The 23,206-nt window shown below is 43.5% G+C and carries 20 protein-coding genes; 8 read left to right on the forward strand and 12 right to left on the reverse strand.

Annotated features, from left to right (window positions below; all coding sequences use genetic code 11):
• Positions 1-572 precede the first annotated feature (572 nt).
• Entirely contained in the window at positions 573-1,982 is a 1,410-nt protein-coding gene (locus N473_RS00005) for a DEAD/DEAH box helicase (RefSeq protein ID WP_063366180.1), read from the reverse strand.
• A 223-nt stretch (positions 1,983-2,205) separates the two neighbouring features.
• Here N473_RS00005 and N473_RS00010 point away from each other — a divergent pair, with 223 nt between their 5' ends.
• Positions 2,206-3,819 (forward strand): CHASE domain-containing protein, encoded by a 1,614-nt coding sequence (locus N473_RS00010; RefSeq protein ID WP_063366181.1) that lies wholly within the window; start codon positions 2,206-2,208, stop codon positions 3,817-3,819.
• Here N473_RS00010 and N473_RS00015 read toward each other — a convergent pair.
• The 3 genes from N473_RS00015 to N473_RS00025 form a co-directional block, all read right to left on the reverse strand.
• Positions 3,782-4,648, reverse strand: coding sequence for a DUF417 family protein (locus tag N473_RS00015; RefSeq protein ID WP_063366182.1), 867 nt, complete (start codon positions 4,646-4,648; stop codon positions 3,782-3,784). The genes N473_RS00010 and N473_RS00015 overlap by 38 nt on opposite strands.
• Positions 4,649-4,878: 230 nt before the next feature.
• Entirely contained in the window at positions 4,879-5,646 is a 768-nt protein-coding gene (locus N473_RS00020; protein WP_063366183.1) for a substrate-binding periplasmic protein, read from the reverse strand.
• 10 nt (positions 5,647-5,656) lie between these two features.
• Positions 5,657-7,192, reverse strand: a complete 1,536-nt coding sequence (locus tag N473_RS00025; RefSeq protein WP_063366184.1) for a PAS domain-containing hybrid sensor histidine kinase/response regulator — start codon at positions 7,190-7,192, stop codon at positions 5,657-5,659.
• 453 nt (positions 7,193-7,645) lie between these two features.
• Between N473_RS00025 and N473_RS26065 the strand changes: the two genes are divergently transcribed.
• Positions 7,646-7,816 (forward strand): hypothetical protein, encoded by a 171-nt coding sequence (locus N473_RS26065; RefSeq protein WP_155401336.1) that lies wholly within the window; start codon positions 7,646-7,648, stop codon positions 7,814-7,816.
• A gap of 5 nt (positions 7,817-7,821) precedes the next feature.
• Here N473_RS26065 and N473_RS00030 read toward each other — a convergent pair whose 3' ends face one another.
• Positions 7,822-8,319 (reverse strand): TlpA family protein disulfide reductase, encoded by a 498-nt coding sequence (locus N473_RS00030; protein WP_063366185.1) that lies wholly within the window; start codon positions 8,317-8,319, stop codon positions 7,822-7,824.
• Positions 8,309-10,429: a TonB-dependent receptor plug domain-containing protein gene (locus N473_RS00035; protein ID WP_063366186.1), complete on the reverse strand. Its 2,121-nt coding sequence runs from the start codon at positions 10,427-10,429 to the stop codon at positions 8,309-8,311. Before N473_RS00035 ends, N473_RS00030 begins: the two co-directional genes overlap by 11 nt.
• A gap of 220 nt (positions 10,430-10,649) precedes the next feature.
• On the opposite strand from N473_RS00035, the gene N473_RS00040 reads away from it, so the two are divergent.
• From N473_RS00040 to N473_RS00060, 5 genes are all read left to right on the forward strand, one after another.
• Entirely contained in the window at positions 10,650-12,293 is a 1,644-nt protein-coding gene (locus N473_RS00040; protein ID WP_063366187.1) for a methyl-accepting chemotaxis protein, read from the forward strand.
• Positions 12,294-12,375: 82 nt separating this feature from the next.
• The gene (locus N473_RS00045; protein ID WP_063366188.1) at positions 12,376-12,792 is read left to right on the forward strand and encodes a BLUF domain-containing protein; all 417 of its coding nucleotides are present in this window, start codon (positions 12,376-12,378) and stop codon (positions 12,790-12,792) included.
• Between the two features lie 40 nt (positions 12,793-12,832).
• Positions 12,833-14,524: a methyl-accepting chemotaxis protein gene (locus N473_RS00050; protein WP_231099491.1), complete on the forward strand. Its 1,692-nt coding sequence runs from the start codon at positions 12,833-12,835 to the stop codon at positions 14,522-14,524.
• Between the two features lie 84 nt (positions 14,525-14,608).
• Positions 14,609-15,100 carry a signal peptidase II gene (lspA, locus tag N473_RS00055; RefSeq protein WP_063366189.1) on the forward strand — a complete coding sequence of 164 codons (492 nt, stop codon included), beginning with the start codon at positions 14,609-14,611 and terminating at the stop codon, positions 15,098-15,100.
• Positions 15,101-15,197: 97 nt separating this feature from the next.
• Positions 15,198-15,617 carry a carboxymuconolactone decarboxylase family protein gene (locus N473_RS00060; protein ID WP_063366190.1) on the forward strand — a complete coding sequence of 140 codons (420 nt, stop codon included), beginning with the start codon at positions 15,198-15,200 and terminating at the stop codon, positions 15,615-15,617.
• Here N473_RS00060 and N473_RS00065 read toward each other — a convergent pair.
• From N473_RS00065 to N473_RS00075, 3 genes are all read right to left on the reverse strand, one after another.
• Positions 15,607-16,062 carry a DUF1842 domain-containing protein gene (locus N473_RS00065; protein WP_063366191.1) on the reverse strand — a complete coding sequence of 152 codons (456 nt, stop codon included), beginning with the start codon at positions 16,060-16,062 and terminating at the stop codon, positions 15,607-15,609. The two genes, N473_RS00060 and N473_RS00065, sit on opposite strands and share 11 nt — an antisense overlap.
• Before the next feature lie 140 nt (positions 16,063-16,202).
• Positions 16,203-16,760, reverse strand: a complete 558-nt coding sequence (locus N473_RS00070) for a PepSY-associated TM helix domain-containing protein (protein ID WP_063366192.1) — start codon at positions 16,758-16,760, stop codon at positions 16,203-16,205.
• Between the two features lie 8 nt (positions 16,761-16,768).
• On the reverse strand, positions 16,769-17,209 hold the full coding sequence (locus N473_RS00075; RefSeq protein WP_063366193.1) for a DUF4920 domain-containing protein: 441 nt from the start codon (positions 17,207-17,209) through the stop codon (positions 16,769-16,771).
• Positions 17,210-17,425: 216 nt separating this feature from the next.
• On the opposite strand from N473_RS00075, the gene N473_RS00080 reads away from it, so the two are divergent.
• Entirely contained in the window at positions 17,426-19,666 is a 2,241-nt protein-coding gene (locus tag N473_RS00080) for a TonB-dependent receptor domain-containing protein (RefSeq protein ID WP_063366194.1), read from the forward strand.
• Positions 19,667-19,708: 42 nt separating this feature from the next.
• Here N473_RS00080 and N473_RS00085 read toward each other — a convergent pair whose 3' ends face one another.
• From N473_RS00085 to N473_RS00095, 3 genes are all read right to left on the reverse strand, one after another.
• On the reverse strand, positions 19,709-20,098 hold the full coding sequence (locus tag N473_RS00085) for a YbaN family protein (RefSeq protein WP_063366195.1): 390 nt from the start codon (positions 20,096-20,098) through the stop codon (positions 19,709-19,711).
• Between the two features lie 210 nt (positions 20,099-20,308).
• The gene (locus tag N473_RS00090) at positions 20,309-21,550 is read right to left on the reverse strand and encodes a hypothetical protein (RefSeq protein WP_063366196.1); all 1,242 of its coding nucleotides are present in this window, start codon (positions 21,548-21,550) and stop codon (positions 20,309-20,311) included.
• 349 nt (positions 21,551-21,899) lie between these two features.
• Entirely contained in the window at positions 21,900-23,138 is a 1,239-nt protein-coding gene (locus N473_RS00095) for a hypothetical protein (protein WP_063366197.1), read from the reverse strand.
• Between the last annotated feature and the right edge of the window lie 68 nt (positions 23,139-23,206).

Genomic DNA, 23,206 nt, shown 5'->3' on the forward strand with positions numbered 1-23,206 from the left:
GCTAGGAAGCAGAGAATCCGCTAGGAAGCAGAGAATCCGCTAGGAAGCAGAGAATCCGCTAGGAAGCAGAGAATCCGCTAGGAAGCACGAATTCCTCGTGAGTGAATAAAAATAAAAGAATAAGCCAGCTATAAATACGAGATGAGTATATTTCCCTCCCTTTTAAGGGAAAGGAAGTAGGATCAAGTTTACATTGGTGTTACTGAGAGTCGAATCTGGGGATGTTTGCTAATTTCAAGGAAGGTCGCCACATATGCGAAAGTGACTGTATTAGGTCGTTGTCATATGACCGCAAGGAGAGCGGTACTGGCTTTTATTCTTTTGCCTTGACGCAATTGTTACTCATTTCTACTGTAATGATGAAGGTGCACTAAACTTTTTTTAGTTTCCGGCTTGCTCCCATATATTTATTTAAGCGTTATTTATATCACGTCAAAACACAATAAGTTGAACTTAGCTTTCAGTCCAATAATGTATAATTGCGATATACCAAGATAGGCAGCTTATCGTGTTGTATGATACAACCTTTTGAAAACGCTGAGCGTTCACTCAGCGTATATCGACCAAAATGATTAATTGGTTTTACTTTTCGAGCGGCTTCTTTGTGGTGAGTTGTGTTTACTCTCTTTCGAGGCCGGGTTATGTTTTTGACCTTGCTTCTTTACCGCCGGTTTTTTATTCTGTTGTGGCTTTCTATTGCGTGTTTGGCTCTTATTTTCCGTTGATGTTGGCTGTTTAGCTGTCTTAGTCGTTTTGTCCGACACCTCTGATGCTGGCTTCTTCTTTTTTGGTTTTTTGGGCTTTTTAGGCTTCAAAGGACGAGTGTCTAGTTCCTTCTCTGGTACCGGGTTTTGAGGGATAAAGCCTGGCTCTTCGGCGCGTGGGATCAACGCTCCGATAAAACGTTCAATACCATAGAGATCGTCGGCGTCAGCTGCGGTTACAAATGACACTGCTATGCCCTCGCTTCCAGCTCGGCCAGTACGGCCAATGCGGTGGACATAATCTTCATAGGTATTTGGTAAGTCATAATTGACAACATAGGGCAGCTCATTAATATCTAAACCACGGGCCACTATGTCAGTCGCAACAAGTACGTTTATATCGCCACTTTTGAAGCCATTCAGCGCTTTAACTCTTGCACCTTGGGATTTGTTGCCATGTATGGCCGCAGCACTGATATGATTTTTCTCTAAATAGGTAACTAATCGATTTGCCCCATGCTTGGTTCGACAAAATACCAATACTTGCTGCCACTTTTTATTTAAAATGAAATGACTGAGCAATTTGTTTTTTTGTGACTTATCCAACGCATAGGCGCTTTGTATAACCGTTTTTGCTGCGGTATTTTCTGTGGCGACAGAAATCTCTACAGGTGCAGAAAATAGCGTTTTTGCCAGTGTTCTAATAGGGTCTGAGAAAGTCGCTGAAAAAAGTAAATTTTGACGCTTTTTTGGCAACAGGCTAATGATCTTTTTTAGGTCGTGAATAAAGCCCATATCCAGCATGCGGTCGGCTTCATCTAAAACTAAAGCACTGAGTTCATTGAATTTAATAGCATTTTGCTGATATAAATCGAGTAAGCGACCTGGTGTGGCTATTAATATGTCCACCCCTTTTCTCAGACGCATCATTTGCGGGTTAATTTTTACTCCACCATATACAACCGTGCTGCGAATACGGGTACCTTGGCTGTAAGTTTCCACGTTTTCAGATATTTGTATGGCCAACTCCCGTGTTGGCGCTAAGACTAAAACTCGTGCTTGATTGGCATGTGGTTGCTGTGTGGTTAGCAACTGCTCGATGAGTGGCAAGGTAAACGCCGCGGTTTTACCCGTACCGGTTTGCGCCGCTGCCATCACATCCTCGCCAGCCAGTACTGCAGGGATTGCTTGCTGTTGTATTGGTGTAGGTGATTGATAGCCTTTGGATTGGAGTGTATCTAGCAGTACTTGAGATAGCCCAAGTTGGGAAAAATTCATGCAAATTCTCTTCTGTTTGGCCAAATACAACTCGGCCTTTGCTTTAATCTTATGGTGAGCGATAGTGGTACCGCAAGTTAGCGATAATAGCAGAGATGTGGGTATCTGCCGAATGAATTATGTTTGCTACAAATAGCCTGTCAGGAGAAATCCCCATTTAAAATGCAGCGATTTTAACTGGCTTATCTATACTTTGCTGAATCAGGGATGCGCGGAGGTTGATATGGATTTAACACATCGTCATTATGCTAAGTTGCTACAAGGGCTGGTGGTCATATTTGGGCTCGGTTTTACTGTGATCATGGCCTATGTGCTGCACCTCGATCAGCAACGTTTAATATCGCAAGAGTTTAGAAGTGAATATGTATTGCGTGTTGATTCATTCAAACAAAGTGTATTGAGCCGATTAGCAACACTGCATAGCTTAGCCATTTTATTTGAAATACAGCCATCCGCAAACAAGTCGCTTTTTAGAAAAGTATCTGCAAAGTTACTCACCACACATCCTGGGATCCAAGCTTTGGAGTGGGCGCCGAGAGTTTCGTATCAGGATAGAGAGGAGTTTGAGCGGCAGGGCCTTAGGAATTACACACACTTTTCCATTACAGAGCGCCAACCTAAAGGGGTGATGCAAAGAGCCGATGAGCGCAAAGAGTACTATCCAGTTCAGTTTGTAGAACCAATATACGGTAATGAAATTGTACTTGGTTTTGATCTTTTATCTGACACTCGCCGGCAATCAACCATTGAGGCATCAAGAGACTTAGCTCTACCACTTGCGACTTCGAGTATTAAACTTGTACAAGATCCGAAAGAGCAACATGCATTTTTAGCTTTACGCCCTGTGTACCTAGACCAGCCGGTGACTGTGTTGGAAAAAAGAGCGCATATTCTTGGTTTTGTGGTCGGTGTATTTAAAGTGCAAGCGCTTATCATGCAATCAAAATTGGGAAAAAATGAAGGGGATATGGAGTTTCTAATTGAAGATATGACTGAGTCATCTGCAGCGCAGACATTGCACCGTCATGGTGATATGGCATCGTCATTTTTACCGCAAAGGATTTGGATTGAAGTTTGGGGTCGGGATTGGCGGATCAGTGCGGTGCCGACAGCGCAGTTTATTCAAAGTCGAACGTCCTCGATGCCCTATATTGTATTAGTTATTGGTGTTTTATCGACGATACTCACCTTGCTTTATGTTCGTTTACTTTATCGCAAGCAGGTTGCCATTGCGCAAGCTGTGAGAGCAAAAACACATGAGTTGGATAAAGCCAACGAGCGCTTGTTGGTGTTGACACAAGTAGATGGGTTAACGCAGGTCTCAAATCGTCGCTATTTTGATTTGCAGCTACAAAAGGAATGGCGTCGAGCTGTGCGTATTTCTAGCCCAATCAGTTTGTTGATCGTGGATATAGATTATTTCAAAGAGTATAACGATCGATATGGGCATGTTATGGGAGATGATTGCCTTCATCGGGTCGCACAGGCATTAAATGAACTGGCAAAACGCTCCTGTGATGTATTTGCACGTATCGGGGGAGAGGAGTTCGTATTTATTTTGCCAGATACAGAACGGATAGATCTGTTTTCTGAAAACTGTCTTGCAGCTGTTCAGGGGTTGAGGATTCGTCATGAAGGATCTGAGGTTTCTAAGTTTGTGTCAGTGAGTGTAGGGGGGGCTGTGATGCGCCCAGAGACGCATGAGAGTGAAGAGATATTGTTGAATCATGCTGACAGAGCGATGTATACGGCCAAAGAAGCTGGCCGTAATTGTGCACATGTAGTGGATTTGGTAAAGCCTAAACAGCCACAGCTTCCGATGAGTGTGGCTGATTAGTTTGCTGCTGGTTATGCATAAGCCAGGTGATGATTAATAAGTTACAGATAAACCAAATATCTTTAATAATAAATTGCCCTGTCCCCGTTAACAGAGTGTTTGCACTGAGCGCGCCTGGTGTTGTAAATAAAAAAGTTTGCGTGACGATGAATACGGCACCACACCCGAATACTGCAACTCTGAGTAAAAGTAAACTTTGCTGGGCAATTGCGAATGCCAAAAGTCCAGCAAAGAATAGGTCGTATACGCCAATTAAATTTGACGCCATTTGTAGCGAAAATACGTCATACATCCATGACATTAGAGGTGAATGAGTTAACAGTGTTTCGATGCCTTTGGCTTCAAACTCGAAGAATTTCATACTGCCTATCCATACCAGTACTAGCGCCACAGGGAAAAAATTAAGCCATTGGTGCTGATACGCTGTAAATCTATCACGTAAAAACAGGTAAACCGCAACTGGCAAAAGTGCAAAGTATTTAATGATACCTTGTCCAGAGCCGATCACTGGAAATCCACCTAACGTATTTATCCAACGAGCGTCTCCTAATAAGGTGATTAAAAAGATCATTGCAAGGGTCGTGACACCGATCAGCGCCACTTTTTTTGATGCTGATTGCTGGTAAATCAATGACGCGCTAATGATGATGATCACTCCACCTAGCAGTTGTGCTGCAAGCATTTGTGACATGGCATTATCGAGAGCATAAAATTGCAATACGGTGTGTACATATCGATCATTGCCACCCAGCATCATGGATAACCCGAAAACAAAAAGGCTAAATGCCAATAATCCGGTCACCAAATTTATCAGTATTTTATGTTGCATTTGAACTTCCAATAAAAATAATTACTTCTATAGACCGCAAAGCTTAACTATATATTTCAAATCACATGATGTTGTTTCACGCATTAGATGGTTAATTATGCCTCCTTGCTCCAAAAGGTCTTTTTTATCTGAGGGTTACTGTGTTCAGTACACATTATTAGGCTGAATTGTAGGTGCCTTTGATTGTAAACTCGCGGAGGGGGAGCTGTGACTGCCGTGGTATACGTACGCTAACGATTTTGGCTTTTGGATAAGATGGCTTGGTATTCGCCGCTGTGCATGATTTTTTGCATGCCATCATTGAACACCTTGAGCAGCGCGATAGAATCCTCTTTGTTTTTTGGAAATAACAGGTGTAGCGTGCCGGTCATTAAAGGTGTCGTATGATAGCTGAGTTGATGTTTTTCCTGCGGATACTTTTGATCTAATAGGTACCTGGCAGGAAGTAAGCCCATCGGGAAGAGATCAATTCTTCCTTTGATGAGCATAGATAGGTTTTGTTCATCTCGGGTCATAACGTTGATATCTAGTGAGCCTGTTTTCGCCAATTGCCAAAATTCTTGAGTATAACTATAACCTCGCGTCGCACCTATGCGGTATTTATCTAATTCTTGTAAGGTTCGCCAAGGTGGCACAGGGTTACTTTTATTGTAAAAAAATACCGCAGTTTCCTCATATAATGCGGTACTACAAAAATAGTCTTGCTGCCTTTTTTCAGTGCAAAACCAGAAAGCGGACGCGTCATAGTTTATTTTTTCAGATTCTTTAAAGCTGCGTGCCCAGGGCATGAAGACAAATTTAACCTGAATATCTTTTTCGGCAAATGCTTTACGGATGATCTGCGGCACAAGCCCTTGCTCTATCAGGCTTTTCCCCGAGTAAGGTGGGTATTCACCAATGGTAATTGTCAAGGTCTGTGCCCGAACAGAGTGACTGCCCATAAAATAAGTCAGGGTTGAGATCACAAGTGCAAACAGTAAATAGTTGAATGGCTGCATAGGCGAAAAGTTATGTCTCGGTGTTAGTGGATGAGAGTGCTTTTATTAGCTCTTGTTGCGTAAATGGCTTGGTTAAATACCCATCAGCGCCAAGCTCAAGACATTTTTGTTGGGTCGCTTCATAAGCATCGGCTGAGAGCATAATAATGCGAGTCGACTCAGACATTGACATGGTAGTAAGTAAGGCCAGCACCTCGTAACCATTCATTTTGGGCATGTTGATATCTAGCAAGATCAAGTCAAAAGGAGGCGAGCTATTGATCACTTGTAGTGCTTCATAGCCGTCGGATGCTTGTTCTATTGTGTTGCAAAAAGTATTGAGCATTTTATTGGTGATCACTAAATTCAGTGCATTATCATCCACCACTAAAACGCGATCGATTGTGGGGATGCTCAGCTTTGGCGCTACAGATTCAGGCTCTTCACTTTGCGGCTTTATTTCATCTGCAGGCATAGAAATAGATACTTGTGTACCGACCCCAAGCTCTGATTCGAACTTAAGTTGGTAGTCGAGTAATTCACACAGTTGTGAAACGACCTCTAGTCCTAATCCGCTGCCGCTGACCATGCCCTCGTAAGAATTATCTTCTTGCGTATAAGCTTGAAAAATCGCATCGACATCTTTAATACCTACCCCAGTATCGATGACAGAGAGGGTGCATGTTTGGTTTTGCAATAATGCTTCAACGGTCACTGACCCTGCTTTTGTATATTTGATGGCATTACTGACTAAGTTACTAAGCACTTGCGTCAGTCGTACTTTATCGGTTTTCACATAGACGTGTCTAATATTGTGAGTATCGACATTGAGGTCGAGCCCTTTTTCTGTGGCTGCAGCATCATACAGCTCGTGAATATGGCTGAACACATTGTCTAAAGCAACTTTTTCGATGCTGGTGGAGAGCTTTTCAGCATCGAGTTTTGCTAGAGTGAGAATGTCGTTGAGCAATGATTGAAGCTGCTCGCCACAGCTCAGTATTGTACTGATATCTTGTGCTATTTTTTCATTGCTAACCGCATTTTTTAGGGTACCAGCAATGCCGAGGATACCGAATAGTGGGGTGCGGATTTCATGGGACATCCGAGCAAAAAATTGCTCTCTGGCCTCGAGCGCTTCTATGGCACGCCGCTCACTTTCTTTGAATTCAGTGATATCAATATGTGAACCTATCATTCTCTCAGGGTGGCCATCATCATTTCTTAGGATCAGTCCTTTGCAACGTATCCAGATTGTTTTGCCCGTTGCATGGGTATAGCGTACAACTTGGTCATAGGGGTGGCTTGGATCAGCTTTATGCTTTTCGAAGTTATCAAGGGCCAGCTTAAGGTCGTCTTGATTGATGATCTTATGCCACTCGCTGACTTCGTGCTTTTTATTATTTGGGTCGTATCCTAGTGTTTGCCATAACTTTGGACTCATCCATTCTTGCTCTGGGTTATCAAGGTCCCAGTACCATAGACCATCTAAAGATGATTCGATCACAAAGTCGAATATCTCGGGATGCTCTTTTAGCTTCGCGTACAGTTCCAGCTCCAGTCTGTGCACAAAGTGTCCTCCAAAATTAAGCTGATAGCACTCTTAGTATAGTCATTACAAATGTGAGTGCAGGTTTTATGTACAGCCCAGAGGCCAACTTAATTGAATTTTGCACGGACATCACCTATTGCAAGGATAATTGCGTAAAAATGACACATAAACTTCATTTTTCTCTTGTACAGTTTAATCAATTAAAGTATGCTGACTGACTTGCTTATGAAACTCACAAATATAAGCAGTAATATGTCTTACCTTGATCCAGTCAGTCATAGTTTTAAAGTTAGCGCCTTAATGCGTCTGTCTTGAAATTATCAATTGTACGACCATGTCAGAATCATGGTTATAAATGTTGCCACCGAGTGTGGGCACTATTCAGCAGACCTTAATAAGGCATCATGTAAATAAATCTCTTTGTGCATTGTGCACGTAGAGATATTAATATTAAAAAATGAGCGTTTTATTATGTCTTACTTATACCAAGGACAGCAGGTGGCGATTACGTTACCGGTCCAATCAATTTCGATGCATAAATGCCGTATGGCAGTAAAGCATCAATCAGGCCTAAGTTACATCGACTTTGCCAACACTGCCGATGCAAAAGGCTTTTTAAACTGGCTGGGTAAAGCAAACTAACCCAGCTAAACCTTACATTGCGCTTTTGCCGTTAACCCATTCAATGCACTTCGTAAAGCATGTTCTGGCATAAAGCCAATGTGGTAGGTCACTAATACTCCCTCGCTATCTAAAATAAACAATTGTGGTGCGCTTTTTACGGTCAATGACTGCGCCAATTTATTAGGCAAGGTAGTGATGGGAAAGTGACTTTGATAGCGTTTCATTGCCCTTTTTAGAGTATGTCTGTCGCCCCCTGTTGCCATCATCATTACGGCCAGTTTATGGCAATTTTTTGGCTGTTGTTCAACGAGATGAGAGAGCAATTTATATTGCTTTTTACACCAGTTGCAATCCGGTTGTACAAGCATGATGGCAAGCACTTGACCTTGGTAGACTGATAAGTTGCTAGGTGCATTTTGTGTGATTGGGGTCAGGTTTAACTGGTAAAAAGGGCTTATGGCCGCAGCGCCAAAAGGCGCTGCAAGCAAAAGCCAAAGTATTGAGGCTGGTTTAAAAGTCATAGTCAAAGCCAAGGTATGCTTGTCTGCCTCTAAGCGGTGCATAAATATAGGTGACGTCATATCCACCTTCGCTGTCAAACAACAGTGGAGACGCTTCATCTGCTGCCTGATTGTAATCTAGCGCATTATTCATACCTGCATATAGCTTAATATCATTTGTCAGTGCATAAGTGACTTTAAAATCTAGCAATCCATAACTAGAGACGGCCGTGGCTTTAGGTTGTTGTGCCTGGATATCATTGAAACCCTCATAGCCATAATCACTCAAGTCTCGGCTGGGCACAAATAGGTAATTGGCAGTGACGGTCCACGCGGCGTGCACAAACTCTAGATTGATACTGGCGCGCTTTTCGATAGGTGCTATGCCAAAGGAAGACTTAAATTCATCATTGTATCTGTAAGTCTCAATACTGGCACCAAGCTGAAGTTGCTCTAATAGTTGATAGCTCAATGCGAGATCCCAAGCCCACACATCAGCCTGTTCAGATAATTGGCCTAGTACAGGGGTACCTGTTTCGTTGTGAGACAGCGTGGCTAGATTATCGACTTGCGTATAGGCCAGTGACAATGTTGCATTGAGTTTGTCTGCACTACGGTTCAGTGAATAGTTGTATCCGACAGAGCGTTCGACATCATGCACATCGACTAAGTAACCTTTTTCCGCATCTAATATCCCATGATCGCTTTCGAAAAAAGACAGTGGTGCTCGGTAGCCTTGCCCTATAGATAGCCGTGATGTCCAGTTGTCGTGGTGAAACCAGCGCATGTCAAAGCGAGGAGACACCAAGGTTTCATCTATTTCGTTATCAGTTACTCGATTGGCGATAAAGTTTGCGGTGATGCGGTCTAAGCGTACTGCCAGGGCCAGTTCAAAATCAATGGACGGCGTATAGGTTTCCTGAATATACAAACCTGATACGGAGTAATCAAAGCTGTCAGACATATAGAGTGGATTGTCGGCTAATGCTGCGCTGTGACTGCGCATTTGCTCATCACGATGATCGGCACCCAGCGTGATAAGGTGTTGGTCATTCAGTGCATAATAGAGTTTGGCACTGATAAATTGCATGTCATCTTGCGCAAAGTAGTCAATGCTTTCATAAAAAGAGTCTTGAATATGCTCAACATTGGCGTAGCTGATATCGACAGTGAGCTTATCATTCATACTGTGAAGCAGTGACACTAACCACTCTTCTCTTTGTGTGTCGACCCACTCTGCCGTTTCCCAAGGGTGGCCGACATAACGACCATCGACTTGGTTATCGACAAACAAACGCTCAGCTTCCCCTTGATTGACACTGGCCAACGTCTCGGCTATTGAGCTTGTGGTATCGCCAAGTACTGGACCGCCAAACACTTCAGAGTCACTGCGTCCATAGCGTGCTTTGATAGTTGTATCGAGTGATAAATCATGGGTGAGCGTAATGGCAATGGAGTGGTTGTCTAAAAGTGGAGATTCACTGACGCCATTGTAGTCACCGTCAAATTGGTCACGACTGTCTTGTTGCGCAATGGCACTGATGCTGCTGCGCTCATCTTCACTGATGCCCATAGCAACTATGGATACTTTTCTATACCCATGGTTGCCGACTGCCATGTCTAGCTCAGCGGCATTTTTAGTTGGCTTTTGGGAGACTAAATTAACTGTTCCGCCAATGGCTTCGGGCGCGGTCAAGGACGCACCTGCACCGCGCGCAATTTCGATGGTGCCAATGCCCGAGGTTGCGATGCTATCCATGCCATAAAACCCAGATAACATGGTGTGCATGGGCACGCCATCGATCAATACATTGGTGTGTTCTCCTTTCATGCCATTGATCATGATGCGTTTTGCGCCACACATTGAGCATTCGTTGGAGACACGAATTCCGAGTGCCTTATCTATCGCCTCCGTTAAATTAGCCGCCTGCATATTTTTTAATTGCTCGGCATCTATCAGCTCTGTTCTGGCAATGCTGTCTTTTAAAATTCCACGTGCTTGCAATCGAGATTGCACACCCTGAATTTCAATATGCTCAATTGCTGTTTTATCTGAAGTTGAAGTATTTGCGAATACGCCCGCAGTGCTAAAAAGCAGACTAGTTATTAATGAAGGAGTTAGGTAATTCACGATGTCTATTTACATGATAATGATTATCATTAATGTTAAGTGTTTATGTACCTCATGTGCAAGTAATAATTTATTTTTTATCCGTGTAACCAGAAAGCGCTTGATAGGGTCTATTTGTCAGTAAAAACAAATAAAAGCTAACTTTTTACTGGGCTGAAATTGGCGCAGGTCTCAATTAGGCCCTAAATTTACTAAGCGGAAGTGACAAAAAGGTGAATAAATGAACTTTTTAGCGGGATTAACGATACGACAGCGACTTTCTGTCGGGTACGGCGCTATTTTGTGTTTGATGATCATATTAACAGGGATAGGTATTAAAGACGTTAACTTTATTGATGACACCTTAGCTCAAATGACGGATGTCAATTCGGTAAAACAGCGATATGCCATTAACTTTAGAGGTAGTGTGCACGACACTGCAATCGCCATTCGAGATGTGGCTATTGCTCGTTCTGATAATGAACTGCGTCAGTTTGAACGTGAAATCGCTGAATTAGAGCGTTTTTACGTTGATGCGGAAAACAGCATGGCACAAATGAAATCCAAAGGGGTGCCGTTTAATGATAATGAAAGACGCATTTTAAAAAGTATTGAAGGCATCAAAGTCACCACGCGGCCTTTGGTAGCAACGATTATTGAGAAAAAGCGGGCTGGTGAAAACGTCGATGAGGCGGTGCTTGAGCAAGCGCGACCAGCTTTTATGACTTGGCTGGCGCGGATCAATGAATTTATCGATTACCAAGAAGAAGCAAACCAAATTGCCACACCTGAGGCGCGTGCGGTCGCCGGTGGGTTTGGCCAGTTTATGGTGGGGGCGACGTTATTGGCCATTGCGGTGAGTGTATTTATAGGGCTGATGATTGCGAAGAGTATTCGTGAAGCGCTGGGCGGAGAGGTACGCCAAGCTGAAAAGGCTTTATCAGCCATTTCACAAGGGGATCTTACCCAGAGTATGTCTACCGACTACCCCAATAGCATGTTGTCTAAATTATTTGATATGAAATTACAGCTAACAGAGATTGTCTCCAAGATAGTGGGTGGTTCGGCTGACTTAGCAGAGCAAGCGAAGGTGGTGTCATCAGGCTCAGATGATATTTATGCCGCAGCACAGCAACAGGCTTCTTTAACACAGCAGACTGTGGTGCGATTGGATCACTTACGTAGCAGTATTGATCATGTTAGTGAACTGACAGCCAGAACCGAGGAAAACTCAGAGTCCACGGTTGAGTTTGCAGATAAAGGCCGTGATGCCATTGCTGCAAGCGCTGCGGAAATTGTCCGTATTGCAGAGACTGTTAATGGGACGGTTGCGCAGATCAAGAGATTGGAAGCCAATACGGAGCAAATTGGCGGGATTGCCAATGTGATCAGCGGTATCTCAGAGCAAACTAACTTATTGGCATTGAATGCAGCCATAGAAGCGGCACGAGCTGGTGAATCTGGGCGTGGTTTTGCGGTGGTGGCGGATGAGGTGAGGCAGCTTGCGAAGCGCACCGGTGAAGCGACTGCGCAAATAGAAGCCATGATTGGTGAAATTCAAAAAGAAACTTCGGCTTCTGTAGAGGCAATGGAGCAAACTCAGCCTCAAGTAGAAAATGGCAAAGCGCTTATCCAAGAAGCAACAGAACTGCTGCAAAGCATTGATGCTCAAGCGAGTGATTCGCTACAGCGGGTGAGAGAGGTGGTGCAAGCCAGTGCCGATCAAGTGGGGGCAATCTCTGAAGTGTCTGAGGCGATGAACTCGATTGCGTCGATGTCAGATAACGCAATTGAAGTCACAGAAACCAATCGAGATGCGACGCAAAAGTTAGATGCATTATCTGCCGGGATGCGCAGCGCTATTAGCTTTTTTAAAGTGCGTTAGCATCAACATGGTTCATCGATAGGGTAAGGGGTTGCTGTACTTATCTTTCATAATTGTATAGAGCGTGGAGAAGCAAACGACGATGTTTCAACTCGTATATATCAGTAAGGCAAAAAATCGACTAAGTGAGCCTGACTTGCTCAAAATGATGGCAAGCTTTAGATCGCGAAATACCACGAATGGGATCACTGGGCTACTTTTATATGATGGCAAAGGTACGTTTATCCAACTGCTTGAAGGTGAGCTAAATGCGGTTCAGGATTTATATTCATGCATTTGTAAAGACCCCCGTCATGAAAGGATCAATAAGTTGCATGAGCAAACGGTAGAAAAGCGACTGTTTGCACAGTGGCAAATGGGATTTAAGCGATTAGACACATGCGACATTGTGGAGCATGAGGGATTATCTGAGTTTTTAAACCAAGAAAACGGTTTTGACTATTTAAAGCAGAACCCTGAGTTTTCAATTCAGCTTTTACACTATTTTAGACAGTGCTGAGAAGCTTGAAACTGCATAACTAAACTAAAAGGTGTTGATTATGAATCAACTGAAGATTGCACACCGAATCTATTTAATGAGTGGTATTCAGCTCGCGATGCTGCTGTTGGTCAGTACCATCGCTTTGGTGCAAATGGCCAAAATAGGATACGAGCTGATTGATATTGCGGAAGAAGATATTCCACTTAATAACTTTCTTACTCAAATTACAGAGCATCAATTGGAGCAGGCCATTCTACTGGAACGCATGCTTTTGTATAAATCACTGGCTGATAGTGGCCACACCGAATATAACGATAAAGTGCGTCAGCTTGAGCAAAAGCTCATCACATCCGTGGATAAAGTAGGTAAAGAAATTAAAGATACTCGGGCCTTTGCGACAGAAGCCATTACCTTAGCGCATTCTCAAGAAGCGGCTAAAAAGTTTAAGCAGGTGCAACAAGAGTTGGATGTGGTAAGCAAGCATTATGCAAAAGCCAGTCTTGATATAAATGCGCTTTTGGGGCAATTATCGCAAAAACCATTGATTGAGTTGATGTCGCAAGTGAAGCTCATTGAGCAGGAAGAAGATCAATTAAAAGACGAGTTAATTGCCCTCCTTGCTGATGTTCAAGTGTTTACCCAAAAAGCAACGCGCCAAGCAGAGCATGATGAAATTTTAGCGATTAAGCTTATCTCCGTGACTGCGATTGTCGCTGTGGTGATTGCTATCATCGTCGCGATATTTATTGGCCGTTCTATCACGCAGCCTATTGAAGCATTGATTGTCAGGCTTAAGTCGATAGCCAGTGGTGATGGCGATTTAACTGTGATGTTGGATGAGTCCGCGAAAGATGAAACGGGCACTATGGCAAAAGAGTTCAATAAATTTGTTTCTGGGCTGCGTGCCACCATTCAAAGCACCAATGACGTGGTAAGAAGCCTAGGCAGCTCCTCAGAATTGGCCATGAATGTGATGCGTCAAACAGAGCAAAGTGTGACAGAGCAAAAGAATCAAACAGAGATGGTGGCCGCGGCTGTGTATGAAATGACCACCACGACTCAGGACATGTCAAAAAGTACAGCGCACGCGGCGGAAGCCACGGCAAAGGTGCGCGAAAAAGTGAATTCAGGAAAAAGCATCGCAACGCAAACTAATCAAATCATCGAAAACTTAGTCTCAGAGCTTAATCTTGCGTCAGATGAAATAGGTGAGTTGGTGGAAGAAACCAATAATATCAGCTCGGTGTTGGAAGCGATTCAAAGTATTTCTGAGCAAACGAACTTGTTGGCGCTCAATGCCGCCATTGAAGCGGCAAGGGCCGGTGAGAGTGGGCGAGGGTTCGCAGTGGTTGCCGATGAAGTGCGTACGCTTGCCACGCGCACTCAGTCATCGACAGCAGATATTCAAGACTTGTTAGATCGCTTAAAAACGGAAGCCAATAAAGTGGTGAGCAGTATGGAAAAAGGAAAAACCAGTGCCCATAACTGCTATGAAAAAAGTGAGCAGACGCAGCAAATGCTGGATGAGGCCTCTGAATCGATTGAGCAAATTAATGACTTAAATGCACAAATCGCCACAGCAACAGAAGAGCAGTCTATGGTTGCGGTAGATATAGATAAAAACATAAATAATATTAATGATTTGGCAAAAGAGACAGCTCAAGGGGCGAGTGAAACGGCCGATGCTAATCACAATATTGCCAAACGCATTATTGATTTACACACTAACTTTAACCGTTTTGTGACCTAATAACTTAGCCAATTTATCGAGTTGTCATTTTATGTTCACTAACTGCTTTTTATAGTGATAAAACGCAGCGCAGGAGCAAATAAAATGAAAGACAGCAAAACGGGACATATTTTATTGGTGTGTATCATTTGCTTGATACTTGATCAAGGCACTAAGTGGTGGGCCAGCGATAGTTTAGTGGCATGGCAAATGACCAGCTATTTAGGGGATATGGTTCGCATTGGGTATACCGAAAATCTAGGGGTATTTTTATCGTTGGGCGCGGAGTTATCACCCACTCAACGATTGGTTTTATTTGTCGGGGTGATAGGTTTATTACTACTGGCGTTGCTCGGCTATATGCTTAAAAGCCATGACCTATCAAAACTACAACTGACAGCATTGGCGCTGATATTTGCCGGTGGCTTGGGTAATTTACTCGATCGCATTTTCAATCAAGGCGCAGTGATTGATTTTATCAACCTTGGGATCGGCACAGTGCGTACCGGTGTGTTTAATGTCGCTGATATCGTTATTTTGTTGGGGGCTATGATGATCATTGCATGTACGCCTTTTCAGTTGGAACAGCATAAATAGAGTGCATAAAGCCTGAGGGCGAGTATGTCGTAAATATCCAATTTTACGGTGTTCAATAGGCGTAAGCTCCTACATATCGAATAAACAGGAGCATTTTATGATATCTCAAACTGAACTTTTCACACATTACTCATTTATACCATCTGCATTGGCGACTCTGGGGGAGTCAGCAGAGCAGATTATTCCTGATGCTACAGTGCATTTAATTCGCCTTTATGTATCGAAAATTAATGGCTGCCAGTATTGTCAGAGCATGCACGCAGAAGCTTTGAAAAATGGTGTTACAAGAGACATGTTCGATCAAATGAATAGAGCGCTAACAGGATCAGAGTTGTCGTTACTTAGCCCTTTTGATCAGGCTGCTTTGCAACTTGCCAGCGCGGTGACTAAGTCCTTGCCATTTGAGATGGAGGCTAAGTCGCAGCAACCATTAACACAAGTACAGCAATTGGCTGTGATAGGGCTGGCGTTACAGATCAATAACTGGAACCGTATTGCAATCGGGTTTAATTTTTAACTTGTAAGGAAAGCTGCGAGAGCTCCGAAATACGGTTGGTGTGTGTTTGTGTGACGTTTAATAGCTTTGTCTGTTGCCAAGCGTCGTCACAAAGGTCTCGATAATATAGCTCTGCGTGCCCTGTACGCCAATGGGGATTTAGTAGGATATCCAGTTTCATATAGTGACAAGCGGCGTTTTGGTGATGTGAACCTGCGTGAGTATGCTGGCCTAAGAGGTTGACGGCAATATGTTTGATTCCAGATGTATATTGATAATGAAATTCGCCATTGAGATGAAACATAAGTGCGGTTTCGCTGCACGGAGTAGGAAACATTTTTGCCCGCCCTGATAGAGTTTTGTCAGGTGTATAAACCAGCAGTGATACTTGGCACTGGGGCTCATGCGTTTTGTGGCCAATTAAGTAGTTAATTAGAAATAATCCGTTGATACCACATTGTGTCATTTTCATACCTGTGTTGGCCGCGAGAAAGATCAAGCACACTACTGTGCATTTTGCAGTCGTGTGCTTTTAATCTAGAGTGCATTGTGATGTTACGCCATTACAGTGCATTACAGAATTGAACTTTGTATGTAATTACTTACTTATGATGAATAGAACACGATGAAAGCTGCTGGTGCTGCAAAGCCAGCCAAGACTAACAGGCCTCTTGGACCTAAAACGCCGCGCTTTCCTTTGACCATGAACAGTGCCGATAGGGCTAAATAAATTAGCAAGATGGCATAAAAATCAGAAAACCACATCCATGCTGCTCGTGCTTCATTGAGATGGAGGAAGTTCAGGTGTCGCAGCAAAAATCGTGGTTTTACTTGTTCAATTAACACTTCATTTTGTTGGGGGTACACGTAGAGCGTGGTGTCTTTTTCTAAAAATAGCTTGTAAGTTACTTGGTCTTGCCAAAAACGTGCTTTTACTTTGTCTTCTAAGCGCAGTGCTGTTAGCAGTGTTGATTCAAATTCATCGGTCTCTATGTCAACTCCAGAGAGCGGAATGGATTGGCTGATACGGGTGACCTGATAGTTAGAGTTAAACTGATGAATATGATTCAGCGCTACCCCTGAAATAGCAAACACCAAAGTCATACCTATACAAAAATAGCCGATGTCACGATGCAGGCTGCGATTGAGTTTAAACCATGACATGGCGTTATTTAATCTTCAATGGTGACAGCAATGGGTGTAAAGAGGTGCAGCACTTGGGGTGTGTCAACGGGATCAAGGTTTTGTGCTTTGCGCCTTTGATTAGTTTGCTCTAGGGTGAGGGGATGTACTTTCAAAGTCCCCGTGGCAAACGCTGTTTTCCCTTGTGCTGTCATAGGAAAAACCATATCGCCATCACGTACTTTGACACGTAAAGTTTGAAATTTTTTGTCACTGGCCAATTGCATCCAACAACCACGTTTTTGGCATACACGTGTCACAGTTCCCTTAATCGTTGCAGACTCTGTTGTATATCTCTGCGCGTTACTTAACAGCGTGGAAATGGGAGTTATCTTGCTCATATCCGCGCCGCCATTATATGTTTTAGCAAGCGCTGCTTGGCTAAACATCAGTGTACCGATCATCATTATTGGCGCCAGAACCGCTTTCATATCTTTTCCTTAATTTGAATGTATTTGCTAGAACAATACGTTACGACAAAATTGACGGCGTTGGAATATTGCTCACGCTATTTTCCTAGGTAAATAGTACCGATTTATTTATAACTTTTAGTTATTTGTTTATTGCTTTAAGCGCTTAGTTTAATTATTCTAGCGGCGCATTTCAAATGCGATTCATTATTATTATCATTTAAGGTGTATAAGGACATGAAATTTACACGCTCGGCGCTTTCTTTGGGTTTACTGTGTGCGTTAGGTACTGCAAAGGTGTTTGCAAACGCCGCGAAGCCCAGCAATATTGAAGATGTAATAGAAGTCCACGGACATAAATTGTCAGTGATTAACAAAGATGCTGCAGGATCTGTGACGGTTTTGGACAGCGAAGCTATGGCGCGCCGTCAACAAGCGGAGCTGACGCAAATACTGCGTGAGATCCCCGGAGTTGAGTTAACTGGTAGCGCTGCGCCTTTGGCGGCTCAGCCTAGTATCCGTGGCCTCTATGGTGAACGGATCCATGTTTCTGTGGACAATGTTAAGCGAAAAATGGAATCTGATGGTGGCAGTAACCTCACCTCAATCAACAGTTTAGGTGTTGATCCAAGTCAGTTAAAGCAGGTGCAAGTGTTGCGTGGGGCTGACTCGCTTACGGTTGGCTCGGGTGCCATTGGCGGAAGTATTCGTTTAACGACCAAAGATGCCAGTGATTATTTAAATGGCGCTTATGGTTTTGGCTCCCACGTCACTGCGACGCATCAAAGCAATGGCGATAGCACGCAACTAACGGGCTCCTTGTTTACGCTGTCAGAAGACATGGATACGGTGTTACACCTTAGCACCGTTCGTTTTTCTGATGTTGATGTTGTCGGGAGTACAGGACTGGGCAGTGAAGAAGAGCCAATCGCGGATGCTGCAAAACTAGATAAAATAAAAAATGACTCAGAGCGACAAAATATCGCGTTAAAAAATACGTGGTTTATTGATAAAGCGCATAGTGTGCAGAGTAAGATTGACTGGTCAAAAACGCGCTCCAATGATCAGCCATATAACTTAAGTACACGTTTAGGCTTGATGTATCCGACCTTATCAAAAAACTTCAGCAATGATTATTTAGAAATCGCCTCGACTTATGTCTATCAGCCAAACAATCCGTATATCGATTTTGATGCGCAACTGGTGTATTCAGATAAGTCGTATGATGACTATACCCTAGGCTATATTGTGCGCCGAGGGCAGCAGATAGACTACTCAGGCAGTAAATTTGGTAATACCAAACGCTATGGTGTCCGATTGGCTAACCTTTTTGATTTAAGCACATCATTTGACCATCAGGTTGCCCTTGAATTTAACTATGACGTTGAGCAGTTTGAACAGTCTGAGTTCGATGAAAATCAGGTGAGAACCTCTGAATATGGTGAAAGTGATGCGCACAATATTTCGTTATCGGTCATCGACCAAGTGTCGCTTGTAGACGATGATATCTTGATCACAGCGGGTCTTCGTTATGATGGCTACAAGCGCAGTAGCGATGTGTATACCCAATATGATGATCACGATGATGACGCACTATCCAGTGAACTGGGCGTGACGTTAAAAGTCACCGACTACTTTAATTTTTATCTTAAATACGCTGAAGCATTTCGTGCTCCCAGTGTTCAAGAGCTTTATAAAAAGCGTGAATGGCGTTGCCATATTGGTGGTAAATTCTGCTACAACGAGCCTCAGCCAGATTTAAAGCCGGAGGAGTCTGAAAACCTAGAAGGCGGATTTGGCATCTTTTTAGACACGCTCAACTGGGGCGATAAATTTGAACTAAAGGCCCTTTATTTTGATAACAATATCAAAAATTTTATCGATAATGTGCCGTTTATGTATTATCTGGATGCCCAAGGAGTAAAGCAGCCTGGCGCACCTGGACCTAAGCCTGCCAATGGCGTGCCTGTCGCAACCCATAGGGATTATAGTGCTAAAAATATCGGTAAATTGGTGAGTCGCGGCTGGGAAGTTGAGATGCATTATGAATTGGGTAAATTCAGCGCTTATCTTGGATACTCTGCCATTGATATGAATGCTTATGGTGTGCCTAACTTCTTTTTGGGGACCATTGAAACCGATAAGCAGCCCTACTCTGAGGCCCCAGCCGATAAGCTCAATCTAAATCTACAATACACAGTGTTGGAAAATGTGGATATTGGCGCACAGATGCTGGCATATCGTGCTCAAACTCGCTTAACAGAAGACTATCTAGAGCGAGGCTATGGAACAGGGTCATATCAAGTTTACAATTTGACGGCTAAATATCAGGGCAGCGGCAGTTTATCTGATTTAGTTATTCGCGCGGGCATTGATAATGTGTCGGATGAGCGCTATGTGAGAGCGCCTGCCGGAGAAGCGAATGATCCAAGTGAGCTTGGTAGGAATTATAAATTAACGCTCAGTTATACTTTTTAGATGAATAGCAGGCTTACTTTAGGTAAGCCTGCTCTGACTGTGTTAGTTTGCGCTCGCAGGAGGGTGAGAAGGGCGAGTGAGCACATAAGCCAGTACTGCAATTTCAATCACCGCGACTAACACCAGCACATACCAAGGGGCGGCACTAAAACACAAAATAATGTATCCAATTAACATGCCTATCCCCGCGCCCCACTTTCCTTTTGGGGGAACCACTTGATACGCTCTCCAAGCAACTAGCGACGGGCCAAATTTAGGGTGAGTAAGCAGCCAGTGTTCGAATTTGGGTGAAGAGCGAGAGAAGCACGCCAGTGCCAGAATAAAAAAAATGGTGGTGGGCATCACGGGCAGTGCCATACCAATAAAACCAAGGCCGACAAAAATGATCCCAGCAGCATGAAGCCAGAAACAGCGATTAAAAAGCTTTTTCATAATGAGCTGTTTCTCCTTTTTGCAAGTGTCGCTTAATTCGCTACTACGCAAGTTTGATTGGTAATTACATGTCAGTGCACAGGCGGTATTTTAACAGCAGATGCTTTTCCATTATAGACGAAAAATGCAGTTAATTATGCAAAAGAAGGGGAGAATTTGTCTGGAGAGACCATGAAAATAGTGTGTATTTTCATGGTCTTTGAGATGGGTTTAGAAGTAATAACCGATGTTAATATTGAAACGTCGCTCTACGTCATCACTTTGACCTGATAGCGTACCACCAACAAAAGGTTGGTTCTTTGCGTGCACTAAATCAATATATGAAAAGATAGGGCCCGCAGTGACGGCTACACCGGTCACATTCATCCACGAATTGGCTGCATCATCAGACTTGTTATAAATGGTGCCAAAATCGTTATACAGTTGTAGATGGGTGATTGGGCCATAGTTTACCGACAAGTTGTAAGCAATATTCGCACTGGTTGATGTGGCTTCCGTTGGCATCGTGTCGTACGTTGCATTGGCCGCGATGGCGATACGCTGGCTGGCATCGATATGATAGTCGTACTGGCTGTGCTGGAATTGCAGGTTCCAGTTGCCAATATTACTGTTGATGTGGAACGCCCATGCATGGTAATCACCGGCACTGTATTGACCATCGTGAAGACCACCTGATAGCGCAGAGACACCAATCGCAGTTGAACCAGCTGCATGTTCTACATGATACGCATAACGCGTTACAAAGGTGTTGTGCTCACCCAGTTTAGAAGCGGGCTCATCGTAAATGCCTTCGTCATCGGCGCGAACACCGACGATGTCGATGGAATATCTGTCTTTGCGGTCTTCAACATAACCGTCGATACCACCGAGCTCATCATTTTTGAAAAAGCCCAGATCTAGCTGCCAGTTATCTGCCACTTGTCTGCGCATCACCAAACCCATGTCGTAGTCGTCTTCCAGACCAAGATAATAATTTGGACTCATGAAAAAGCTGTGTGAGTTATATGGGTCATTGCCAAAAGGCACTTGCGTTAAACCTAACTGTGCTTGCCATTGTGGTGTGACGTCGTAATCAAGGTAGGCGTATTTAACCGCAGTCATATAGTCAAAAAAGCGGATTTCCGCATTTAAGCCGATATCAGCCACTTCACCAGAGAAGTTAAAACGAAATACGTCAAAGTCTAAGTCACCACCTCGGTTTTTAGTATCTTCATCGTATGAATTTGTTGAGTAATTTACACGTATTGCCCCACCCACTTTAATGCCTGACTCAGGGCTGTCTGCCTCAACAGTATCAGCGGATTGTTTAGCTTCTAATTGTTGAATTTTTTGCTCTAATTTTTCGAGCTGTTGTTTCAATTCACTAAGCTCATTATCGGCTGAAAATGCATGTGGTGCAGCGACTAAAAGCGCGCCACTTAAGGCCAAAGCCTGTCCAGTACTTCTTGACATTGATTAGAATATCCAAGGGGTGAAAATTAACAAAGGCGCAAGACTAGCGCACAATATTTATGTGTGCAAATTGGGGAAAATTGCAATTTTTTATGGTTTGTAATTGGTTTGTATCGCTCTGGTGAAAAGGAATGAGGTTTGTCAGAAGAGTGCTTAAATTTTGTTATTCAAAAGTCAGTGTTAACTTGGGAGGGATTACATTATTGTGTTTTATAATCAGTGACTTATTGTTTTCACTGTAAATGGATGGTCAACAGTGACTGAGGCATACTTTTTTCTATAAAAAAATTCTACTTTTATTACTTTTTTCGGCCAAATGTCATGATTTGGCCATTTTCAAAGAAGTGAGTCAGAAGTAGTAGCCAAAATTAAGATTAAAGCGCCTTTGCGTATCATCGCTGTCGCCTGCGATTGAGCCGCCAACAAAGGGCTGGTTCTTCGCATTAACAAAGTCCAGGTACGAGAAAAACGCCCCCGCTGACATGGAGACGCCGGTCACGTTCATCCACGTGTCGTTACTGTTATCAGATTTATCGTAAATGATGCCAAAATCATTATAAAATTGCAGCGCATTGATGGGCCCTAATTTGACCTTCATGTTGTAGGCTACGTTAAAGTTAGACATGGTTGCTTCTGCCGCGATGGAGTCATAAAAAGCATACGCGCCGACGGCGATTCTATCTATGCCCGCGATATCATAGTCATATTCACCATGCTGGAGTTGTACATTCCATTTGCCAATATTGGCGTTCAAATGCACAGCCCATGCTTGGTATTCACCTGCTTTTTCAATGCCATTGTGTAGATCGCCCATTAAACCGGAGACGCCAAGCTCGGTTGTACCGCCCTTGTGCTTGAAGTGATAACCGTAGCGGCCAGAGAAAGTATTGTATTCACCTAGTGGTTGAGTCGGGTCATCATAAATGCCTTCTGCTTGAGGGCGGGCACCAACGATGTCATATGAGTAGCGATCACTGCGTGATTCAACGTAACCGTCAACACCGCCCAATTCATCATTTTTGAAAAAGCCCAAATCGAGCTGCCAATTGTCTGCTAGTTTGCGTTTAAACAGGATGCCCATATCATGGTCGTCTTCTAACCCGACATAATAGGTGGTACCAAAAAACCAGCTGTGTGAATTATAAGGCCAATTGCCAAACGGCACTTTGGTCATGCCGACTTGCGCTTGCCAGTCTTTGGCAAAATCGTAATATAAGTATGCATACTTTACCGCGGTCATATAATCAAAGTAACGCCACTCCGCATTTAAACCAAAGCCACCTATGTTGCCTGAAAAATTCAGCCTAAAAACATCGAGCTCAAAATCTCCACCGCGGTTTTTATTATCATCATCATAGGATGTGTGGCTGAACGTCGTTCTGACTGCCCCACCCACTTTTATACTGGGGGCAGGCTTGCTGGCTTTAGGTTTACGTTTTTGCTCAGCTTCTAGCTGTTCTATCTTCTTTTGTAATTTTAGGAGCTGTTGTTTTAACTCTGCAAGCTCAGAGTCACTTGCAATAGCGGGTACAGATAAGGTTAAAAACAAGAGCGTGGTACTCAGGTATTTACATTCGGTGAGCGACATAGGGGCATATCCTTAAAAGCAGGCACATCTGTCATATAGCGTAGCTGAGTATTTGTGCCTGTCCATCA

Source organism: Pseudoalteromonas luteoviolacea CPMOR-1, from assembly GCF_001625685.1.
Taxonomy (GTDB): Bacteria; Pseudomonadota; Gammaproteobacteria; order Enterobacterales; family Alteromonadaceae; genus Pseudoalteromonas; species Pseudoalteromonas luteoviolacea_K.

Coding starts and splice junctions, on each gene's coding strand:
- N473_RS00005 (WP_063366180.1), bottom strand. CDS start 1,982: ATGAATTTTTCCCAACTTGGGCTATCTCAAGTACTGCTAGATACACTC.
- N473_RS00010 (WP_063366181.1), top strand. CDS start 2,206: ATGGATTTAACACATCGTCATTATGCTAAGTTGCTACAAGGGCTGGTG.
- N473_RS00015 (WP_063366182.1), bottom strand. CDS start 4,648: ATGCAACATAAAATACTGATAAATTTGGTGACCGGATTATTGGCATTT.
- N473_RS00020 (WP_063366183.1), bottom strand. CDS start 5,646: ATGCAGCCATTCAACTATTTACTGTTTGCACTTGTGATCTCAACCCTG.
- N473_RS26065 (WP_155401336.1), top strand. CDS start 7,646: ATGTCTTACTTATACCAAGGACAGCAGGTGGCGATTACGTTACCGGTC.
- N473_RS00030 (WP_063366185.1), bottom strand. CDS start 8,319: ATGACTTTTAAACCAGCCTCAATACTTTGGCTTTTGCTTGCAGCGCCT.
- N473_RS00040 (WP_063366187.1), top strand. CDS start 10,650: ATGAACTTTTTAGCGGGATTAACGATACGACAGCGACTTTCTGTCGGG.
- N473_RS00045 (WP_063366188.1), top strand. CDS start 12,376: ATGTTTCAACTCGTATATATCAGTAAGGCAAAAAATCGACTAAGTGAG.
- N473_RS00050 (WP_231099491.1), top strand. CDS start 12,833: ATGAATCAACTGAAGATTGCACACCGAATCTATTTAATGAGTGGTATT.
- lspA (WP_063366189.1), top strand. CDS start 14,609: ATGAAAGACAGCAAAACGGGACATATTTTATTGGTGTGTATCATTTGC.
- N473_RS00060 (WP_063366190.1), top strand. CDS start 15,198: ATGATATCTCAAACTGAACTTTTCACACATTACTCATTTATACCATCT.
- N473_RS00065 (WP_063366191.1), bottom strand. CDS start 16,062: ATGACACAATGTGGTATCAACGGATTATTTCTAATTAACTACTTAATT.
- N473_RS00070 (WP_063366192.1), bottom strand. CDS start 16,760: ATGTCATGGTTTAAACTCAATCGCAGCCTGCATCGTGACATCGGCTAT.
- N473_RS00075 (WP_063366193.1), bottom strand. CDS start 17,209: ATGAAAGCGGTTCTGGCGCCAATAATGATGATCGGTACACTGATGTTT.
- N473_RS00080 (WP_063366194.1), top strand. CDS start 17,426: ATGAAATTTACACGCTCGGCGCTTTCTTTGGGTTTACTGTGTGCGTTA.
- N473_RS00085 (WP_063366195.1), bottom strand. CDS start 20,098: ATGAAAAAGCTTTTTAATCGCTGTTTCTGGCTTCATGCTGCTGGGATC.
- N473_RS00090 (WP_063366196.1), bottom strand. CDS start 21,550: ATGTCAAGAAGTACTGGACAGGCTTTGGCCTTAAGTGGCGCGCTTTTA.
- N473_RS00095 (WP_063366197.1), bottom strand. CDS start 23,138: ATGTCGCTCACCGAATGTAAATACCTGAGTACCACGCTCTTGTTTTTA.